The organism is uncultured Faecalibacterium sp., from assembly GCF_900066275.1.
Lineage (GTDB): Bacteria > Bacillota > Clostridia > Oscillospirales > Ruminococcaceae > Faecalibacterium > Faecalibacterium taiwanense.
This window is the reverse complement of sequence record NZ_FMFG01000033.1, coordinates 1-16,054: the sequence shown is the minus strand read 5'-3', so window position 1 is coordinate 16,054 and position 16,054 is coordinate 1. Positions and strand designations below refer to the sequence as shown.

At 49.4% G+C, this 16,054-nt stretch carries 19 protein-coding genes and 1 riboswitch; of the genes, 8 read left to right on the top strand and 11 right to left on the bottom strand.

Translation table 11 applies throughout. From position 1 onward, the window contains the following. Positions 1-29: 29 nt before the first annotated feature. Both QZL71_RS10285 and QZL71_RS10280 read right to left on the bottom strand, forming a co-directional pair. Entirely contained in the window at positions 30-545 is a 516-nt protein-coding gene (locus tag QZL71_RS10285) for a hypothetical protein (protein WP_154255485.1), read from the bottom strand. A 144-nt stretch (positions 546-689) separates the two neighbouring features. Next, positions 690-1,193, bottom strand: coding sequence for a resolvase (locus QZL71_RS10280; RefSeq protein ID WP_363912681.1), 504 nt, complete (start codon positions 1,191-1,193; stop codon positions 690-692). A gap of 319 nt (positions 1,194-1,512) precedes the next feature. Continuing rightward, positions 1,513-1,627, top strand: a riboswitch (FMN riboswitch). A gap of 151 nt (positions 1,628-1,778) precedes the next feature. Here QZL71_RS10280 and ribD point away from each other — a divergent pair. From ribD to QZL71_RS10250, 6 genes are read left to right on the top strand one after another with little or no spacing between them, the layout of a single operon-like run. Further along, on the top strand, positions 1,779-2,903 hold the full coding sequence (gene ribD, locus QZL71_RS10275) for a bifunctional diaminohydroxyphosphoribosylaminopyrimidine deaminase/5-amino-6-(5-phosphoribosylamino)uracil reductase RibD (RefSeq protein ID WP_294648649.1): 1,125 nt from the start codon (positions 1,779-1,781) through the stop codon (positions 2,901-2,903). Further along, entirely contained in the window at positions 2,867-3,508 is a 642-nt protein-coding gene (locus QZL71_RS10270; RefSeq protein WP_154261081.1) for a riboflavin synthase, read from the top strand. Before ribD ends, QZL71_RS10270 begins: the two co-directional genes overlap by 37 nt. A gap of 12 nt (positions 3,509-3,520) precedes the next feature. Beyond that, positions 3,521-4,717 carry a bifunctional 3,4-dihydroxy-2-butanone-4-phosphate synthase/GTP cyclohydrolase II gene (locus QZL71_RS10265; protein WP_097781397.1) on the top strand — a complete coding sequence of 399 codons (1,197 nt, stop codon included), beginning with the start codon at positions 3,521-3,523 and terminating at the stop codon, positions 4,715-4,717. Positions 4,718-4,738: 21 nt separating this feature from the next. Then, positions 4,739-5,215 carry a 6,7-dimethyl-8-ribityllumazine synthase gene (gene ribE, locus QZL71_RS10260; protein WP_097781396.1) on the top strand — a complete coding sequence of 159 codons (477 nt, stop codon included), beginning with the start codon at positions 4,739-4,741 and terminating at the stop codon, positions 5,213-5,215. A gap of 20 nt (positions 5,216-5,235) precedes the next feature. Then, positions 5,236-5,652 carry a winged helix-turn-helix domain-containing protein gene (locus QZL71_RS10255; protein ID WP_097781395.1) on the top strand — a complete coding sequence of 139 codons (417 nt, stop codon included), beginning with the start codon at positions 5,236-5,238 and terminating at the stop codon, positions 5,650-5,652. After that, on the top strand, positions 5,649-6,101 hold the full coding sequence (locus QZL71_RS10250) for a low molecular weight protein-tyrosine-phosphatase (protein WP_005944118.1): 453 nt from the start codon (positions 5,649-5,651) through the stop codon (positions 6,099-6,101). The genes QZL71_RS10255 and QZL71_RS10250 overlap by 4 nt, the downstream gene beginning before the upstream one ends. A gap of 62 nt (positions 6,102-6,163) precedes the next feature. On the opposite strand, the gene QZL71_RS10245 is transcribed toward QZL71_RS10250, so the two are convergent. From QZL71_RS10245 to QZL71_RS10225, 5 genes are all read right to left on the bottom strand, one after another. Then, positions 6,164-6,454 (bottom strand): 23S rRNA methyltransferase, encoded by a 291-nt coding sequence (locus QZL71_RS10245; RefSeq protein WP_294648647.1) that lies wholly within the window; start codon positions 6,452-6,454, stop codon positions 6,164-6,166. Next, the gene (locus QZL71_RS10240) at positions 6,402-8,216 is read right to left on the bottom strand and encodes a recombinase family protein (RefSeq protein ID WP_294648645.1); all 1,815 of its coding nucleotides are present in this window, start codon (positions 8,214-8,216) and stop codon (positions 6,402-6,404) included. The genes QZL71_RS10245 and QZL71_RS10240 overlap by 53 nt, the downstream gene beginning before the upstream one ends. Positions 8,217-8,281: 65 nt before the next feature. Beyond that, on the bottom strand, positions 8,282-8,518 hold the full coding sequence (locus QZL71_RS13295; RefSeq protein ID WP_177716362.1) for an SHOCT domain-containing protein: 237 nt from the start codon (positions 8,516-8,518) through the stop codon (positions 8,282-8,284). A 264-nt stretch (positions 8,519-8,782) separates the two neighbouring features. Beyond that, positions 8,783-9,028 (bottom strand): helix-turn-helix domain-containing protein, encoded by a 246-nt coding sequence (locus QZL71_RS10230; protein ID WP_217285408.1) that lies wholly within the window; start codon positions 9,026-9,028, stop codon positions 8,783-8,785. A 6-nt stretch (positions 9,029-9,034) separates the two neighbouring features. Further along, positions 9,035-9,466: a sigma-70 family RNA polymerase sigma factor gene (locus QZL71_RS10225; protein WP_217285409.1), complete on the bottom strand. Its 432-nt coding sequence runs from the start codon at positions 9,464-9,466 to the stop codon at positions 9,035-9,037. A 30-nt stretch (positions 9,467-9,496) separates the two neighbouring features. On the opposite strand from QZL71_RS10225, the gene QZL71_RS10220 reads away from it, so the two are divergent. Then, positions 9,497-9,646: a hypothetical protein gene (locus tag QZL71_RS10220; protein ID WP_294648644.1), complete on the top strand. Its 150-nt coding sequence runs from the start codon at positions 9,497-9,499 to the stop codon at positions 9,644-9,646. Between the two features lie 503 nt (positions 9,647-10,149). On the opposite strand, the gene QZL71_RS10215 is transcribed toward QZL71_RS10220, so the two are convergent. The 4 genes from QZL71_RS10215 to QZL71_RS10200 form a co-directional block, all read right to left on the bottom strand. Beyond that, positions 10,150-12,642, bottom strand: a complete 2,493-nt coding sequence (locus tag QZL71_RS10215; RefSeq protein ID WP_294648643.1) for an ABC transporter permease — start codon at positions 12,640-12,642, stop codon at positions 10,150-10,152. Positions 12,643-12,656: 14 nt separating this feature from the next. Continuing rightward, positions 12,657-13,322 (bottom strand): ABC transporter ATP-binding protein, encoded by a 666-nt coding sequence (locus QZL71_RS10210; protein WP_014079454.1) that lies wholly within the window; start codon positions 13,320-13,322, stop codon positions 12,657-12,659. A 177-nt stretch (positions 13,323-13,499) separates the two neighbouring features. Next, positions 13,500-14,531 (bottom strand): sensor histidine kinase, encoded by a 1,032-nt coding sequence (locus QZL71_RS10205; RefSeq protein WP_227616234.1) that lies wholly within the window; start codon positions 14,529-14,531, stop codon positions 13,500-13,502. Continuing rightward, positions 14,528-15,220: a response regulator transcription factor gene (locus tag QZL71_RS10200; RefSeq protein WP_294648642.1), complete on the bottom strand. Its 693-nt coding sequence runs from the start codon at positions 15,218-15,220 to the stop codon at positions 14,528-14,530. The genes QZL71_RS10205 and QZL71_RS10200 overlap by 4 nt, the downstream gene beginning before the upstream one ends. Before the next feature lie 219 nt (positions 15,221-15,439). On the opposite strand from QZL71_RS10200, the gene QZL71_RS10195 reads away from it, so the two are divergent. Beyond that, entirely contained in the window at positions 15,440-15,808 is a 369-nt protein-coding gene (locus QZL71_RS10195) for a helix-turn-helix transcriptional regulator (RefSeq protein ID WP_005927725.1), read from the top strand. Positions 15,809-16,054 lie beyond the last annotated feature (246 nt).

Here is a 16,054-nt window from a genome sequence, read left to right as displayed (position 1 = left end):
CCATTGTGGTGTGTCCTTTTTGTTATGATTCAGTTCTTTGCCGGAATCACAAAGCTCTTATTTTCCGCCGGGTCCCAATAAAGCAGTTCCACCCTGCCGCCCTGTGCCAGCAGTTTTTCCTTCGGTTCCTGCTTTTGCCAGCAGCGTTCCAGCAGCTTTTCCATGTCGGCATCAGCAGACACCTTCTCCGGGCAGAGGGCGCTGCCCTGCCACCTGCCGTCGGCATACAGGCTCAGCGCACCGGCATTGCCCTCCAGAATGGCTGCAATGTCCTTCTTCATGCGGTCGTAGTCGTACTCCACGGCCTTGTACTGCCCATGCCACAGGCCGAAGAACACCGAGAACTCGCCGCCCAGTTCAATGAGCAAATTCTCATCATTGTGCGGGTTCTTGACCACAAAAGCCACATCCCCGTTTTCCATGTAGTCGAAGTCCGGCTCCTCATTCGTGTGCACGGTCACATGCTGGCTGCTCAGCGCCGCAAGCAGGTCCTCCTGCACGGCACTGGTATCCGGGATCTCATCATAATTGATATTTGCGTTCATGGGATGCTCCTTTTCTCTGTACTATTTGTGTTGTTATTTTTCACCAGACCGCACAGGTCTTCTTATTTTCCTTCATATTGCCGGATCATTTTTATACGCTGTGTAACAGAATCCATAAAACGGTTCACCCTACTTCACATTAGATCAATGCTTTTTGAATCTAACCATCGAACACACGACCTCGACACGATCCTTATTGTCCAAACTCAATTCAAGGTCATGGTCGATGATGGGCAGCTTGAACCGGACGGACTTCAGCCACTGTCCATTAGGCTGGCGTTCCGGGTAGATCTGCACCTCATCAATCAAAATCTCCACCAGTCTGCGGCGTTCCGCCTCGGTCATGGTGGCATAGAGCTTGTCGAAGCAAATCAGGATCTTATAGATGTTGTCGCCTGTGATTTTGTCGGCTTCAATGGCCTGCTTCTTTGCCCGGGCATCCATCAGTTCATTTTCCACCTCTTCGATTTTATCGTACATCTTATAAAGGCGGTCGTCAAGGTCGGATTTCCGGGCGATAAAGTGCCGGTCGTCCGGGTCAAGGCTGTCGATCTCCTCCATAAGCCGGGATTTTGTGGAGTAGTGCTGCCGTAGCTGCTTCTCATAGGCGGCGATTTCCTGCTCAATGGCAGTGGTATCTACCTTCATGTGTAGACCTTGATCTTTTCTGCTGCCATTTCCAGCACCTCCCGTTCGTACCGTCTTGTTCGGAATAGACTTTGCAAGCAAAGTCGTGTGCCAAAGGGCGCTGCTCTCGCCTGTCGGCTCGGTCAAGCGCTTCAAAATGCAACGCATTTTGAGGTTGCCACTGGCGACCCGCGCCCCTTTGGATTCTCCGTTCACATTGTCCTACGGACGATGTGATTTTATTGTTGTAGCGATTCGCTTCATCCCGGTTTCGTCCCGGTTTGCAGAATGCCCTTGCAATCCGAAAGGAGCCGTGCTATAATGCCGCTGTAATTGAATCAGAAATCTTCAGGGCAGGGTGCGATTCCCTACCGGTGGTACAGCCCACGAGCCGTAAGGCATGATTCGGTGAAACTCCGAAGCCGACAGTACAGTCTGGATGAAAGAAGATACCAAGCGCAGAGCCCGCACGGTTCTGCGCTTGTGGAGGCTGCTCTGGGATGCGTTTGCATTCTGGAGCTTTCTTTTTTGCACAAGGATCCCTTGTGTCTTTTCGGCTTGCCCTGAACGTTTTTGTTCAGGGCTTTTTCTTTTGGAGGCGACACGATGAACGACAAAGAGTATATGCGTCTGGCTTTGCAGCTTGCAAAAAAGGGTTGCGGATGGACATCTCCCAACCCGATGGTGGGTGCCGTGGTCGTAAAAGAGGGCAGGATCATCGGACAGGGCTGGCACCAGAGATACGGTCAGGCTCATGCGGAGCGCAATGCGCTGGCATCCTGCACCGAAGATCCGCAGGGAGCGACCCTGTATGTGACATTGGAGCCGTGCTGCCATTACGGAAAGCAGCCGCCCTGCGTGGATGCGATTCTGGACGCGGGCATTCACCGGGTGGTCGTGGGTTCTGCTGACCCGAATCCGCTGGTGGCTGGAAAAGGAATTGCAATCCTGCGCGCACACGGCATAGATGTGACCGAAAATGTTCTGCAAAAGGAATGCGATGCGCTGAACAAGGTGTTCTTCCACTATATCACCACAAAACGCCCCTTCGTTTCCATGAAATACGCCATGACGATGGACGGAAAAATCGCCACATACACAGGCGCTTCCAAATGGATCACCGGGGAAATTGCCCGGAATCATGTTCAACGGCAGCGACACCGATTCCGCGGCATTATGGTGGGAGTCGGAACCATCCTAGCAGATGACCCACTGCTGACCTGCCGGATAGAGGGTGGCCGTGATCCCGTCCGGATCATCTGTGATACACATTTGCGGACACCGCTGCAATCCCAGGTGGTCATGACCGCCAAACAGGTTCCGACCATTCTTGCGACCTGCTGCGGCGACCCGGAGAAGCAGGCGGCATATCAACAGGCCGGGTGCCGGGTCCTTTGTCTGGAAGCGCATTGCGGTCATGTGAATCTTCTGCAACTGATGGAACAGCTGGGGCAGGAGCAGATCGACAGCATTCTGCTGGAAGGCGGCGGAACCTTGAACTGGTCTGCACTGGAAAGCGGCATCGTGCAGCAGGTACAGGCTTACATTGCCCCGAAGCTGTTCGGAGGAAGGGATGCCAAAGCACCCATTGAGGGTGCAGGTGTCCCGCTTCCGGATGCTGCATTCCGCCTGAAGAACAGCCGATTGGAACAGCTTGGCAAAGATTTCCTGATCGAAAGTGAGGTGGAGTACCCGTGTTTACCGGAATCGTGGAAGAAGTCGGAACAATAAAGTCCATCAATCGGGGACAGCATTCCGCCGTACTGACTGTTCGTGCAAAAACGGTTCTGGAAGGAACCAGGATCGGCGACAGCATCGCCGTCAACGGCATCTGTCTGACCGTCAGGCAGCTCTTCCCGGATAGCTTTGCTGCGGATGTCATGCACGAGACCTTGAACCGCTCTGCACTTGCACAGCTCACCGTTGGAAGTGCTGTCAATCTGGAACGTGCCATGCCGGCCAACGGACGTTTTGGCGGACACATCGTAGCAGGCCATGTGGATGGCGTCGGACGCATTGCTAATATCCGAAAAGACGATACGGCTATCTGGTACACCATTCATGCAGATTCTGCGATCCTTCGCTATGTCGTTGAAAAAGGCTCTATCACAATAGACGGTATCAGCCTGACCGTGGCTGCGGTGGAACCTACGGGCTTTTCCGTGTCCACGATACCGCACACCGTCCGTCAGACGAACCTGAACCAACGGCACAAAGGGGATTTTGTCAATTTGGAAACCGATGTTGTTGGAAAATATATCGAGAGGCTGCTTCCATCAGAAACACCGAAGCAAAACACGCTCACAAAAGAAATGCTGCTGCGCTGCGGCTTTTAAGGAGAGTTTACGATGAACTTCAATACCATTCCCGAAGCTTTGCAAGATCTGAAGCAAGGAAAAATCATTCTGGTAACGGATGACCCCGACCGTGAAAACGAGGGGGACTTCATCTGTGCTGCCGAATTTGCCACCACCGAAAACGTCAACTTTATGGCGACCCACGGCAAAGGTCTGATCTGTATGCCGATGTCCGAGGCTTTCGTCCAGAAGCTGCAATTTCCGCAGATGGTGCAGCATAACACCGACAACCATGAAACGGCATTTACGGTGTCTATCGACCACGTTTCTACTTCTACGGGCATTTCTGCCGCAGAGCGTTCCATTACGGCGATGGCTTGTGTGGACGATCACGCAAAAGCAGAAGATTTCCGCAGACCGGGCCATATGTTCCCCCTTCTGGCAAAAAAGAACGGTGTGTTGGAGCGCAACGGTCACACGGAAGCAACCGTTGACCTGTGCCGTCTGGCAGGGCTGAAAGAATGCGGCCTGTGCTGCGAGATCATGCGGGAGGATGGCACGATGATGCGCACCGCTGAACTGGCAAAGCTGGCAGAGCGTTTCCAGATCAAATTCATCACCATCCGTGATTTACAGGAGTACCGCAAGTGTCACGATAAACTGGTCGATCAGGTGACGGCAGTGAACCTGCCCACCAAGTATGGCACCTTCAGAGCTTATGGTTTTGTGAGCCGCCTGAACGGAGAGCATCACATTGCACTGGTAAAAGGTGACATTGGCGATGGAAAGGATATTCTGTGCCGCGTCCACTCGGAATGCCTGACAGGAGATACATTTGGCTCTTTGCGTTGTGACTGCGGCCAACAGCTGGCCGCTGCCATGACGCAGATCGAAAAAGAAGACCGGGGTATCCTGCTCTATATGCGGCAGGAAGGCCGGGGCATCGGTCTGATCAACAAGCTGCGTGCCTATGAACTTCAGGAGCAGGGCATGGATACGCTGGAAGCCAATCTCGCTCTGGGGTTCCATGGAGATGAACGGGAGTATTATCTCGGCGCACAGATCCTCCGGGAACTTGGCGTAAAAAGCCTGCGCCTGCTTACCAATAACCCGGACAAAGTATATCAGCTCTCCGAGTTTGGGCTGGAGATCTCCGAGCGCGTACCCATTCAGATGACGGCGACCCCGTATGACCTATTTTACCTGAAAACGAAGCAGGCACGGATGGGGCATCTTCTGGAATATTAACAACGAAAGAGGTATTTAAAAATGAAAACATTTGAAGGCAAGCTGGTTTCTCAGAATATCAAGGTCGGTATCGTAGCTGCCCGATTCAACGAATTTATCACATCCAAACTTCTGAGCGGAGCAATGGATGGTCTGCTCCGGCACGATGTGCAGGACGCTGATATTCATGTTGCATGGGTTCCGGGTGCTTTTGAGATCCCACTGGTTGCCTCTAAAATGGCAAAAAGCGGAAAGTATGATGCTGTGATCTGCCTTGGTGCCGTGATTCGCGGTTCTACCAGCCATTACGACTATGTGTGCAATGAGGTTTCCAAAGGCATTGCCACGGTCTCGCTGGAAAGTGGGGTTCCCGTCCTCTTTGGTGTTCTGACCACCGAAAACATCGAACAGGCCATCGAGCGGGCAGGCACCAAAGCAGGTAATAAAGGCTATGACTGTGCAGTCAGTGCCATCGAGATGGTAAACCTGCTCCGGGAAATGGATACCGCCGCAGAGTAAAATACACGCAGGAGTTTGCCATGATCGTTATAAAGACCCGACAGCCTGACCCGGAATTGGAGCAGAAGATCCGGATGCTTCTGGAACGAGAGCACATCGAGGCAGAGCAAATATCCATTGATTCATGGGAGAAGTTGGTTCTTCCGGGGCTTACACTGGACGGAATGGCCCACGAAGTGTCGTGCAACGGCAGAAAAGTCTCCCTTACACGACTGGAGTTCGATTTGCTGCTGATGCTTGCCTCCCACGAAGGACAAATCTTCTCAAAAGAAGAGCTTTTCCGTGCTGTGTGGGGACAAAACTGTGACGACACCTTAAAGGTCGTGGCAAATACCGTTTCCAATCTGCGAAAGAAGCTGGCCGGCTGCGGTAGCTTTATCCGCACTACCCACGGCGGCTATGCTTTTGTAAGCCAAAAGGAGAACGACCCGGCATGACCAGGATCTTATTTATTTGTCTCGGAAATATCTGCCGAAGCCCGATGGCGGAGTATGTGATGAAAGACCTTACGTCCAAGGCAGGACTATCCGAGCAATTTGAAATCGCATCAGCCGCCACCAGTGCATGGGAAATCGGAAATCCGGTCTATCCTCCTGCACGGCAGAAGCTGGCAGAACATGGCATCGACTGCAACGGCAAGACCGCCCGGCAGATGACCCGGCTGGATTATGCACGGTATGATCATCTGATTGGCATGGACGAAAGTAATCTGTGCGACATCCTGCGGCTTGTCGGCGGAGACCCACAGCATAAAGTCTCGCTGCTGATGGCGCATACAGATCATCCCCGTGAAGTGGCAGACCCATGGTTCACGGGAGATTTTGAAGCCACATGGCAGGATATACTGGAAGGATGCACGGCATTGCTTGAGGAACTGCGATCATAACAGATTATCATAAAAACGGACGGATGTCTGCCAGTTGACAGACATCCGTCTATTTTTTTATTTCAAATCATCTTAAAATACTTCAGCGCCTCCCGGATGGCTCTTTCCTTCTCCGGCGGGCACTTGAGCTGCTTGGGGTTCTCAGCCTTAGGCTTGTTGTAGTTCTGCCGCTCCTTGATGCCGCATTTCTGCTTGACCTGTGCAATATAGAGGTCGCTCACGTTCAGACCGGTGTGTTCCTTGACGTACTCCCGGATCTCTTCATAGCTAGCCTTGGTCTCCGCAGCAGTCACGTCCAACTCATCCATCTTCAGGTCTACCGTGATCTTCTGGTAGACATCTAGTTTGGACAATGCGCATACCGTTTCGATATGTGCCGTCGCTAGAATCGGAACACATGGATTCAGCCTCGTTAGAAGCATGGGAACACAAAACAGCAGGGGAGTGGTTCTCCTTGCTATTCTTGCGAAGCGGCTTGAAATTCTTGCCGTCCACACTGTTTTTGAACCCGGTCTTGTAAACAAAGACAATCATGTAGGGGTCTTTGTTCCCATTACTATCATAACCGCCCACGATTACTTTTTCAACTATACTTTCAAAAATATGTCGGTCAAAGGTGTCCAGAACCTCGTTCTGTTCAAGGGTCTGCCGGAACGTGGCAACACGCTTGCGCATTGTAGATTCTGTTGCGGCTGCATCTTGCAGGCTTTCACACTCTTTCTGCAACTGCTCAATCTGGCTGGACAGGTCCAAATACTTTCGTTCGTAGGTCTCCTTGTCGATGGTATCTTCAAGACGCATATCAACCAGCTTGTTTTTCTTGACTTCCAGAGCGTGAATATCTCTTTCGGCTTTCGCCAGACGCTTGCCCGCGTTGCTTTCAGAAAGAGTTTCTTCTGTCCGTTTCATAAACTCGTCCAGAACATCCTTGTTATTCTGGCACAAGAGGCGATAAGATTCTACAAAAGCCCGCTCAATCGTTCTTTCGTCAACGCCCTTGCTCTCCGGGCAGAACTTTTTTCCTTTTTTGGTGGAAACAACACATTGCCAGATAGCTTTATTATACTGTGAACTGCTATGCCAACTCCTCCTTGTCAGAGTGCCACCACAGAAACCACATTCTATCATGCAGCTAAAAGCGTATTTCCGGCTGAACTTTTCACGTTTGCCGTCCACGTTAAGGCTGCGGGGCTTTGCACGCCGCCGCAAAATTTCCTGTGCGGCTTCAAAGACTTCTTCCGAAATAATGGGCTCGTGGTGCTCACGAATGTAAAATTGATCTTCCTCGCCGAAGTTGTACAGACGCCGTTTTGAAATAGGGTCAACGGTAAATGTCTTTCCTAACAAAATGTCGCCTTTGTATTTTTCGTTTTTGATAATGCCGATTACGGTACTGTCTGCCCATTTGGGACTGCCGCGTTTGGTTTTATAGCCTAAGTTTTCAAGTTCTTTGGCAATAACCGAACCACCGGCACCCTCCGTGTATCGCTGAAAAATGTAACGGACAACAGCCGCTTCTTCTTCGTTGATGGTGATGGTTTTGTCCGCTGGATTGTAGTCATAACCTAAACAGCCCTGAAACCCGACCAGCTCACCGCGCTGCATCTTCATCTTCAAGCCCTTTTTGACATTTGCAGAAATATTTTCGACTTCCTGCTGTGCAACAGAACTTAAAATCACAAGGAGCAGTTCGCCGTCCATAGTAAGGGTGTTGATGTTTTCTTCTTCAAAAAACACAGCCACACCTTTATCTTTGAGCATCCGAACATATTTCAGAGTGTCAAGCGTGTTTCGTGCAAACCGCGAAATGGATTTGGTAATCACCATGTCCACGTCACCGTTCATACAGTCGTTGATTAACCGCTGGAAATCCTCGCGCTTTTTCACCTGCGTACCTGTGATAGCTTCATCAGCATAGATGCCTGCCAAAGACCATTCCGGCTTACTTTTTATAAGTTCGGTATAGTATTCGACCTGCGACTTGTAGCTGTTCAGCTGATCTTCGGTATCAGTGCTGACACGACAATAGGCGGCTACGCGCAGCCTTTTTTCAAAGTTTGTGCGCGCTCGTGGAGAGAGCGTGTTTCGCGCTTTAATGACTTCAACATCTTTCATGCTTGACCTCCTTGTTGAATGTGTTCCTTTCATTGCGTTAATCATAACGCCAATGCAACACAAAATCAAGAGGATAGTTCGGAAACCACACGATAATCTTTCATTAAGCGCTGCTTGATAAGGGAATACTCTCTATCGGTTATGAGCTTTCTTTCCAACAGCTGCTTCAAAAAAGCAAGCTGAATGCTATAACGTATCAAATTTTGTTCTTTCAAAAATATCCCCCTTTCACAAAATAAAAAATGAGCCAACGGACGGCTGCTGGCAGCAGCCCACGGGAATCTCACCCCTGCATTCCTCATGCAGCCCTACTCATTGCCTGCGACGCTCTGAACGCTCGGACTTTGACGGTAAGGAAGTATCAGCCTACCTGTATGTCATGGCCCGCAAGCAGCCGCGTTTGCATTGCGGCGGGGTGGTGATCGCTCCACTTTTCAAAGAAAAGCATCGTGGCGCACCCGCCGTCCGGCTCGATACAGACAGCAACGTATCCGTTTGCCCTATGATGCACCGCCATTGTCCTGCGGGCATATTTTTCAAGGTGCTGTCCCGAAACGTGGAAAGGGTCAGCCCGTTTCGGCTTTGGTTACAATAGAAGAAATCAGTTTGATTTCCAGATGGCGTTTCATGTACTCGTCTATGCACACATGAGGCTGACCGTGCTTGTCATAGAGAATGCCTGTACAGAGCTTGTTGATGTAACCTCTGTAATGCTGCAAAACTTGTTCAACGGCATCGGTATCCCCAGCGCAGGCAGAGCGAATCACCGAGAGCGGTAAAAGCTCTCTGCTTGTGTGTTCATAGGAGTTCATTTACGCCTAACCTCCCTCCGGCAAGTGCGCCTTTAGCTTTTTTCGCAGCTCATTCAGCGTTTTTGCCCGGTGCCGTTGAACAGCACTTCGGGACATTCCCATGAGGTCGCCAATCTCACCGTCGCCCAGTTCCAGAACACAAAACAGAATCAGAATGCTTTGTTCTTGCTTTGGCAGAGCGGCAAACGCATTGGCAACAAGCTCATTGTCGATGTGCAGATCACAGCCGTAGGACGAAAATACAGATTCTTCACACGGATAATGGTCTACACTCGTGAGCTGCCCCAGTTCTTCCATCGACAGAACGCTGAATGACTTTTCACGGTCAAGCAAGCGTTTCTTATTTCGGTGATAGTTCCGGGCCTCATTTCGCAGCACCGCTTTGCAGAACGCATCGAATCGGTACTGTTCGCCATCGTTGCGAGGGATAGCTTCCATCTTCTCACCCCCTTTCCGTGGGGATGTCGGGTGGATTTTTCCCTTTCCGCTAATATGACACCTGAAACACCCGATTCTGCCCTCTTTTTTGAAAATTTCCAAAAATATTTTTTGAAGCAGGCAGATTTTCAGGTGGCAACAGAAAAGCCCAGCAAACCGAAAACGGCCAACCGGGCATAATGGCAGTGTGAAATGCGTAGCAGCTACATCGTATAGTACATGGTAAAAGCCCTGCTGACCCTGTGCGGGAGCAAGGCTTTTTTTGACAGTTCAAAACTAGGCGTTCGATAGAATATCAGGCGCATGGCGACATCCTCCTAGTGGCCGCCATACAGACGATGAAACGCTTTGATAAGCAAAAAGAACCGGCGGCCTTGATTTTCTCAAAAGCCGCCGGTTCAAAATGGGCGCGCGGATATGTCTGCTGTACGACGGCTTTTTTTCTTTTGCCGTCGTGCGGCAGCTTGCTAACAGGCTATTTCTCTTTATGAGGATTATTATAAAATCCAAATGTTACACAAATGTCCGAGGTGCCTTTGATTTCGACAGAAAAACAGGCTGAATTGTTACAAAGCTCGGACATTTCAAAAGAATTTTTTGAAAAACACTAAAGAAGCGGAGCAGCTAAAATCTGCTCCGCTTCGATATGATTGATCTAAGGATGTTTTGCTATTTGATTAAACTCACTCTGTCAACCGCAATCGCTCCACAACTGGAAGGTTAACGTCAGTTTTGTAGACCCATATAGGCACAATAAGGCAGATTAGCAACACCAGTCCAGACACCAGCACCAGTGGGATAAATGGATAGGAGAAAACAGCATAATAGGCCACTTTACTAAAAATCATATATAGCAAGATGAAGATTGCTGTTCCAATGGTGACTGCAAGGGAAAGGGAAACGCCCCAATAATAGAAACCTTCCATAAATAGCATTCGTTTGATTTGTCGCTTTGTCATTCCAATGCTTTCAAGAACAGCTAATTCATAGCGCCGAGTATTTACATTGACAACCATTGTATTGACAAAGTTCATGACACCAACAAGCAGCAGGATCACGGACAACCCTGTTCCTAAAACCTTTGCTGTAATGAGATATTCCTGCATTTCTTCTCGCCGTTCATATCGGGATATAATATCAATGTTAGCTTGTGATGCGGTGATTTGCTTTAATTCTTGCAGTATACTTTCGTCATGTTGACCATCCGTATCAAAGGCCACGCGGAACACTCTATATTGCGGAAAGAGTTCTTTCAAAGCTGTTTGACTAATATACAAATCAGGAGCCGTCCCTCTCTCATTGCCTCCTCCTGCTCGAAACCCTTCATTCAAATAACCGTTCGCTACAATAAAGGAATGCTGTCCGTTCTGCGTCTGGATTGTTATTTCCTGCCCCGGCTGAATAAGGTCTTCTACTGTTTTGGACAGCAGCACAACCTTTCCTTGTTCAAAGGCAGACGTGTCAATAGGCAAGTTTAAGGTTTTATTGATTTCTTCCAAATATGCACTGTCAATTCCAAAAACCCCACTAAAAAAGTTTTGCTGATAATTTTCTAATTTTGCCGGATCAGAAAAATCAATGCCGTTTACTCCGTCTAATGACGCAAGAAACTCGTGAAATACAGCATCGTCATATACAACATCTGCTACTACTTGAGGATAAGGTGCATAGGTCAACCTCAAATTCTCAATGCCGTCAAGCTGACCAACCTCTGAAACCATTTCGCTGGAAATTAAATCTTCTCTTTCGTGGATACTATATGTGAGTGCAAAATCGCTTACTCCCCATTGGCTCACATAATTCTCCGGGTTTAAACCATGTAATAGCCCTGTGACGACAAGGAACAAGGAAAGGCCGAAAAAAAGCGATGCAAAAACAAGGGTTGTACTCTTAGCATTACGAAAGACATTGTTCCATGCCATTCTGGACAACTTCATTTTGCTACAATTTCTGGCGCTACTCTTTGTGCTGGCTGCTGTATATTGGAGTGCTGCTATTGGTGAAACACTTCCGGCAATTTTGGCGGGCTTCATGCTTGCAATCATAACGGTAATGAACGTAAATATGGCCGCTCCTATGAAAATAAACGGCGAAAAAGATACTTTTGTTCCCACATCAGAATTTGTTGAATACATCATATTCAGGAAGTAAGGAACAATGCCAAAGGAAACAACCGCACCAAGTAACAGACCAATCGGAATACCAATACAAGAGATTCTGATTGCCTGCTTATAGATAATTCTCTTTATCTGCCTTTGGGTCGTTCCAATCGTTTTAAGACGGCCATAGAATTGCACATCTTTTATGACAGAGACATAAAGAATATTATAAATCAGCAGATAGCCGCTAAAGGATATAAAAACTGCTAAAATTATTACAGCTAAAATAATAGTTCCACCATTTGCCTGTTCTAATGGTACAATTTCAAATGTTTGCCCTTCTGTAAAGTCAATCTCACGCCGCAATCTTTCACAGTTTTTGTCAGCATTATCATTGCCTTGAAAACGGATCATTGCCGTAACACTATTATCCAGTGATACATTTAAGCTATCCTTAAAAGCGGATGAAACATAAACATAACCACGATTATTTGTGCGCATTGGAATGTAGTCCGTATAGTAGCCCGACAGCAAAAAGGTGTCCGTGACATAATCATAGCTATCGCCAATTTGGTATGACAACACAATCTCCATCCCTATTTGCGGATCAGAAATGCCCATCTGTTCAAGCACCCATGTAGGTAGCATAATTTCGTTTTTACTTGATGGGTAATTTCCTACAACACCTGATATAGTAGGAAGACGGTGGTGTTCCCACTCTGTATCATTTATCCATACTACACCTAATCTTGCGTTTCTCAGTTGTTCTGTATCAACACTACCTAAACGCTGCTGTATACCTACGTCAAGGACAAGGTTTGATTTTGAAATTTCAACCAACTGATTTTCTGTTACATTTGTGATTCCGACATCAGCGGTAGTTCCCATTAACCGAATTTGTTGCATTTGGTAGGTTTCAAAGTAACTAAAACCAATACTGAATGTCGCAGTTATCATAAATGCAGTTAGCACAAGAGCAATGATTGCAAATAAATTACGCTGCCGTTCACGATGCAAACTGCGCTTTGCCAGCTTCTTTTCAATGTCACTGGTATCATTTTCAAAAGGCCATGTCATAGCTTGCCACCTCCTTATTCCACAATCCTGCCATCCTCAATGCGGACAATCCGATCTGCAAGGCGGGCTATGTCGTCATTGTGGGTAATCATTACAACGGTTTGCCGGAACTCCGCGCTGGTGCGCTTGATAAGTCCCAGCACCTCGGCGCTGGTCTTGCTGTCAAGGTTACCGGTTGGCTCATCGGCCAGCACAATAGCCGGTTTGGTAATCAGAGCGCGGGCAATCGCCACACGCTGCTGCTGTCCGCCAGAAAGATTATTCGGCATATTTTTCAGTTTATCTTCCAGCCCCAGCAGGTGAACGATCTCGTCCAAAAACTTCTGATCCACCGTGTCCCCGTCCAGCTCCACCGGCAGGACGATGTTCTCATACACATTCAGAATAGGAACAAGGTTATAGTTCTGGAAGATAAAGCCGATGTTGCGGCGGCGAAAGATGGTAAGCTGTTCATCGTTCTTCTTTGCCAGTTCTTCGCCCCGGACGATCACGGTTCCGCTGGTGGGAGTGTCCAGCCCGCCCATCATGTGAAGCAGGGTGGACTTGCCGCTGCCGGATGTTCCCACAACGGCCACAAACTCGCCGTCCTCCACGGAGAAGTTCACACCGTCAAGGGCGCGGGTAATGTTCGGCTCTGTGCCGTAATACTTTTTCAGATCAATCGCCTGTAAAACGCTCATACTCAAAACTCCTTTCAAGGCTTTCTGCCTGTTGATAAGGCTATTGTAAAACCCAAATGTCCGCGAAATGTTACAGCGGCTAAAAAATTTCATTGAAAATCGGGGTGAAATGTTACAACGCTCGGACATTTCAAAAAAATTTACGGCGGGCAGCCGGGAATGGCCGTCCGCCGCGATTTATTTTGTAGGCAGCATAATGGAAAATTCTGAACCCTTGCCCGGCTCCGAAACCACTTTGATATAGCCACCCTGCCGCGTTACGATCTCGCGGGCCAGATACAGGCCAATGCCCACGCCCTGCTGTTCGTGTACTTCTTCCTCACGATAGAAGCGCCGGAAGATGGCGGCCTGATTGCTTTCGGAAATGCCCTTGCCGGTGTCGGTCACTTTGATCTCCACATACATTTCCCACAGCACCACCGACACAGCGATTTTCCCGCCTGCCGGGGTGTACTTCACCGCATTGTCCAGCAGGTTAAAGAGGGCTTCGGATGTCCACTTGCTGTCATGAGAAAAGGCCAAATCCTCCGGGCAGTCCACGGACACGGCGATTTCCTTTTTCTCCGCTGCATACACGATCCCACTCATGGCCTGCGCCACGGTATCAAAGAGGCGGCCCGGCTTCTTATCCAACTGGATCACGCCCGTTTCCAGCCGTGAGGTTTTCACAAGGGCCTGAAAGAGAAAGTCCAGCTTATCCGTCTGGCTGCGGATTCCCCGGATAAAGTCGGTGCGCTCCGCCTCGGTCATAGGCTTTTCCAGCAGGGTGTCCGTCGCCATTTTCAGATTGCTTACCGGCGTTTTCACCTGATGGGAAATATCTGATACAAGGGTCTGTAACTCCTGCCGTTCCTCGTCCACCCGGCGGCGGTTCTCCTGCATGATCTGGTAAAGCCTTGCCAGCCGGTGTCCGATTCTGGCAAGCTGGGTTTCGCTGTCCTCCGGGCGCTGGGGCGCTTCATTTCCGGCTATCATGTGGTCTAAGGTCTGGCACAGGTCAGCGGTAAACTGCGACAGCCGCTTTCCAAACGCCTGCGTCAGTACAAAAATCCCCACAAGAGCGCACAGCAGCAGCGCCCCGCCTGTCAGCAGCACCGCCGTCTGTTTTGTCACAAGAAACAGGGCTATGGTGATCCCGGACATGGAAAGGACAAGTCCTATTGCCACCCGGCCAAACAGCCGCTTTACCGATAGGTTTTGAAACTTCATTTTGCCTCGCCCCCCGTCCATTGATAGCCCATGCCGTAAACGGTCTTGATGTAGGGCGCGCCGCCGTCGGCTTCAATCTTGCTGCGAATCCGGCTGATGGAGGTTGTCAGGGTGTGTTCGTCCACAAACCTTTCGTCTATATCCCACAGCTTTTCCAAAAGCTGCCCACGGGTCAGCACTTGCCGGGGATTTTTGCGGAACAGGTTCAGCATTTTATACTCCATCGGGGATAGGGTCAGGGGCTTGCCGTTTAAGGAAGCCGTCTGCTCCGAGAAGTCCAGAAACAGCCGCCCGTCGTCGTAAATGTCCTTGGCCGGTTTGTGGTGTTCCAGCATGGCGAACATAGCTTTGATTTTTCGCTGCAAGGCCCCGATCACAAAGGGCTTTGTGATGTAGTCCACCGCGCCCACCTCATAACCCCGTATCTGGTCGCTCTCCTGATCGTTGGCGGTCAGGAAAATCACGATGGTGTCCGGGTGCTGGGGCTTTATCAGTTTGCACAGCTCAAAACCGTTGCCGTCCGGCAGGTTGATGTCCAACAGCACTAAATCAAATTCCCGCTGGCGGATGGCGTCGGCTGCGGTTCTGGCATTTAGGGCAGAAGTCACGCCATAGTCGTCTGCGGTCAGGTTATAGGCCACCATCTTATTCAAAAAACTGTCGTCCTCGACAATTAAAATCTGCTTCATATCCTCACTTCCTTTGCTTTTTGCAGATAGTATAACAGGCAAATGTCCGCGAAATGTTACAGCGGACGGATTTTTCAAAAAAGGGTTTCTTCCTTATTATAGGATAGCCCACTTTACAATACAATGCTCAAACTATGAACAATAAAGTTTAGCAACAATGCACTTTGCATCATTTCGCCAATCGTCCATGAACTATAAAATGTATATGGGTGATGCAGAATGGCGAAAATCGAGGACTGTCCCGGCTTTGAAACGTTCGGAGCGGATGTCAAGGCAGCACGAAAGGCAAAACAGCTTTCCCGCAGTGCGCTGGCTGACATGATACATTGTGACAGCCGGTATCTTGCGAATATTGAGAACGAAGGCACGCTGCCCAGCCTGCCGGTGGTGATTCAGCTGATAAAAATATGTGGTCTGCCCGTGGAGCGGTACTTTAACCCGGAACTCATGCGGGAAGAAAGTGCGGAACGTCAGCGGGTCAGCCACAAGCTGCAGCTTTGCCCGGAAGAATACTTACCCATCGTAGAGGGTGCCATTGACGGTGCCTTACGAATCCATGAACAGGAAAAAGAGCCCGTGTGCGTCTGATTGTCATGCACGGTCATTGAGAGGATGCAAAAGCGTCCTCTTATTTTTTTTGCATTTTGCGGGCAAAACGGGGGTGTTGTGGTGTCATAGTAGTGGGGAAAGGTAACGTAGCAAGCATAGGGAGTGTAGCCACTCCCGGCAGAAATGCTTGCTGGGGAGTACCCCAGACCCCCAAGAAACGAGGTGAAACTATGACGAACCGAACCCGAAAAATTGTTCTGCGTGTTCCCGTGACGCCGGAGGAAC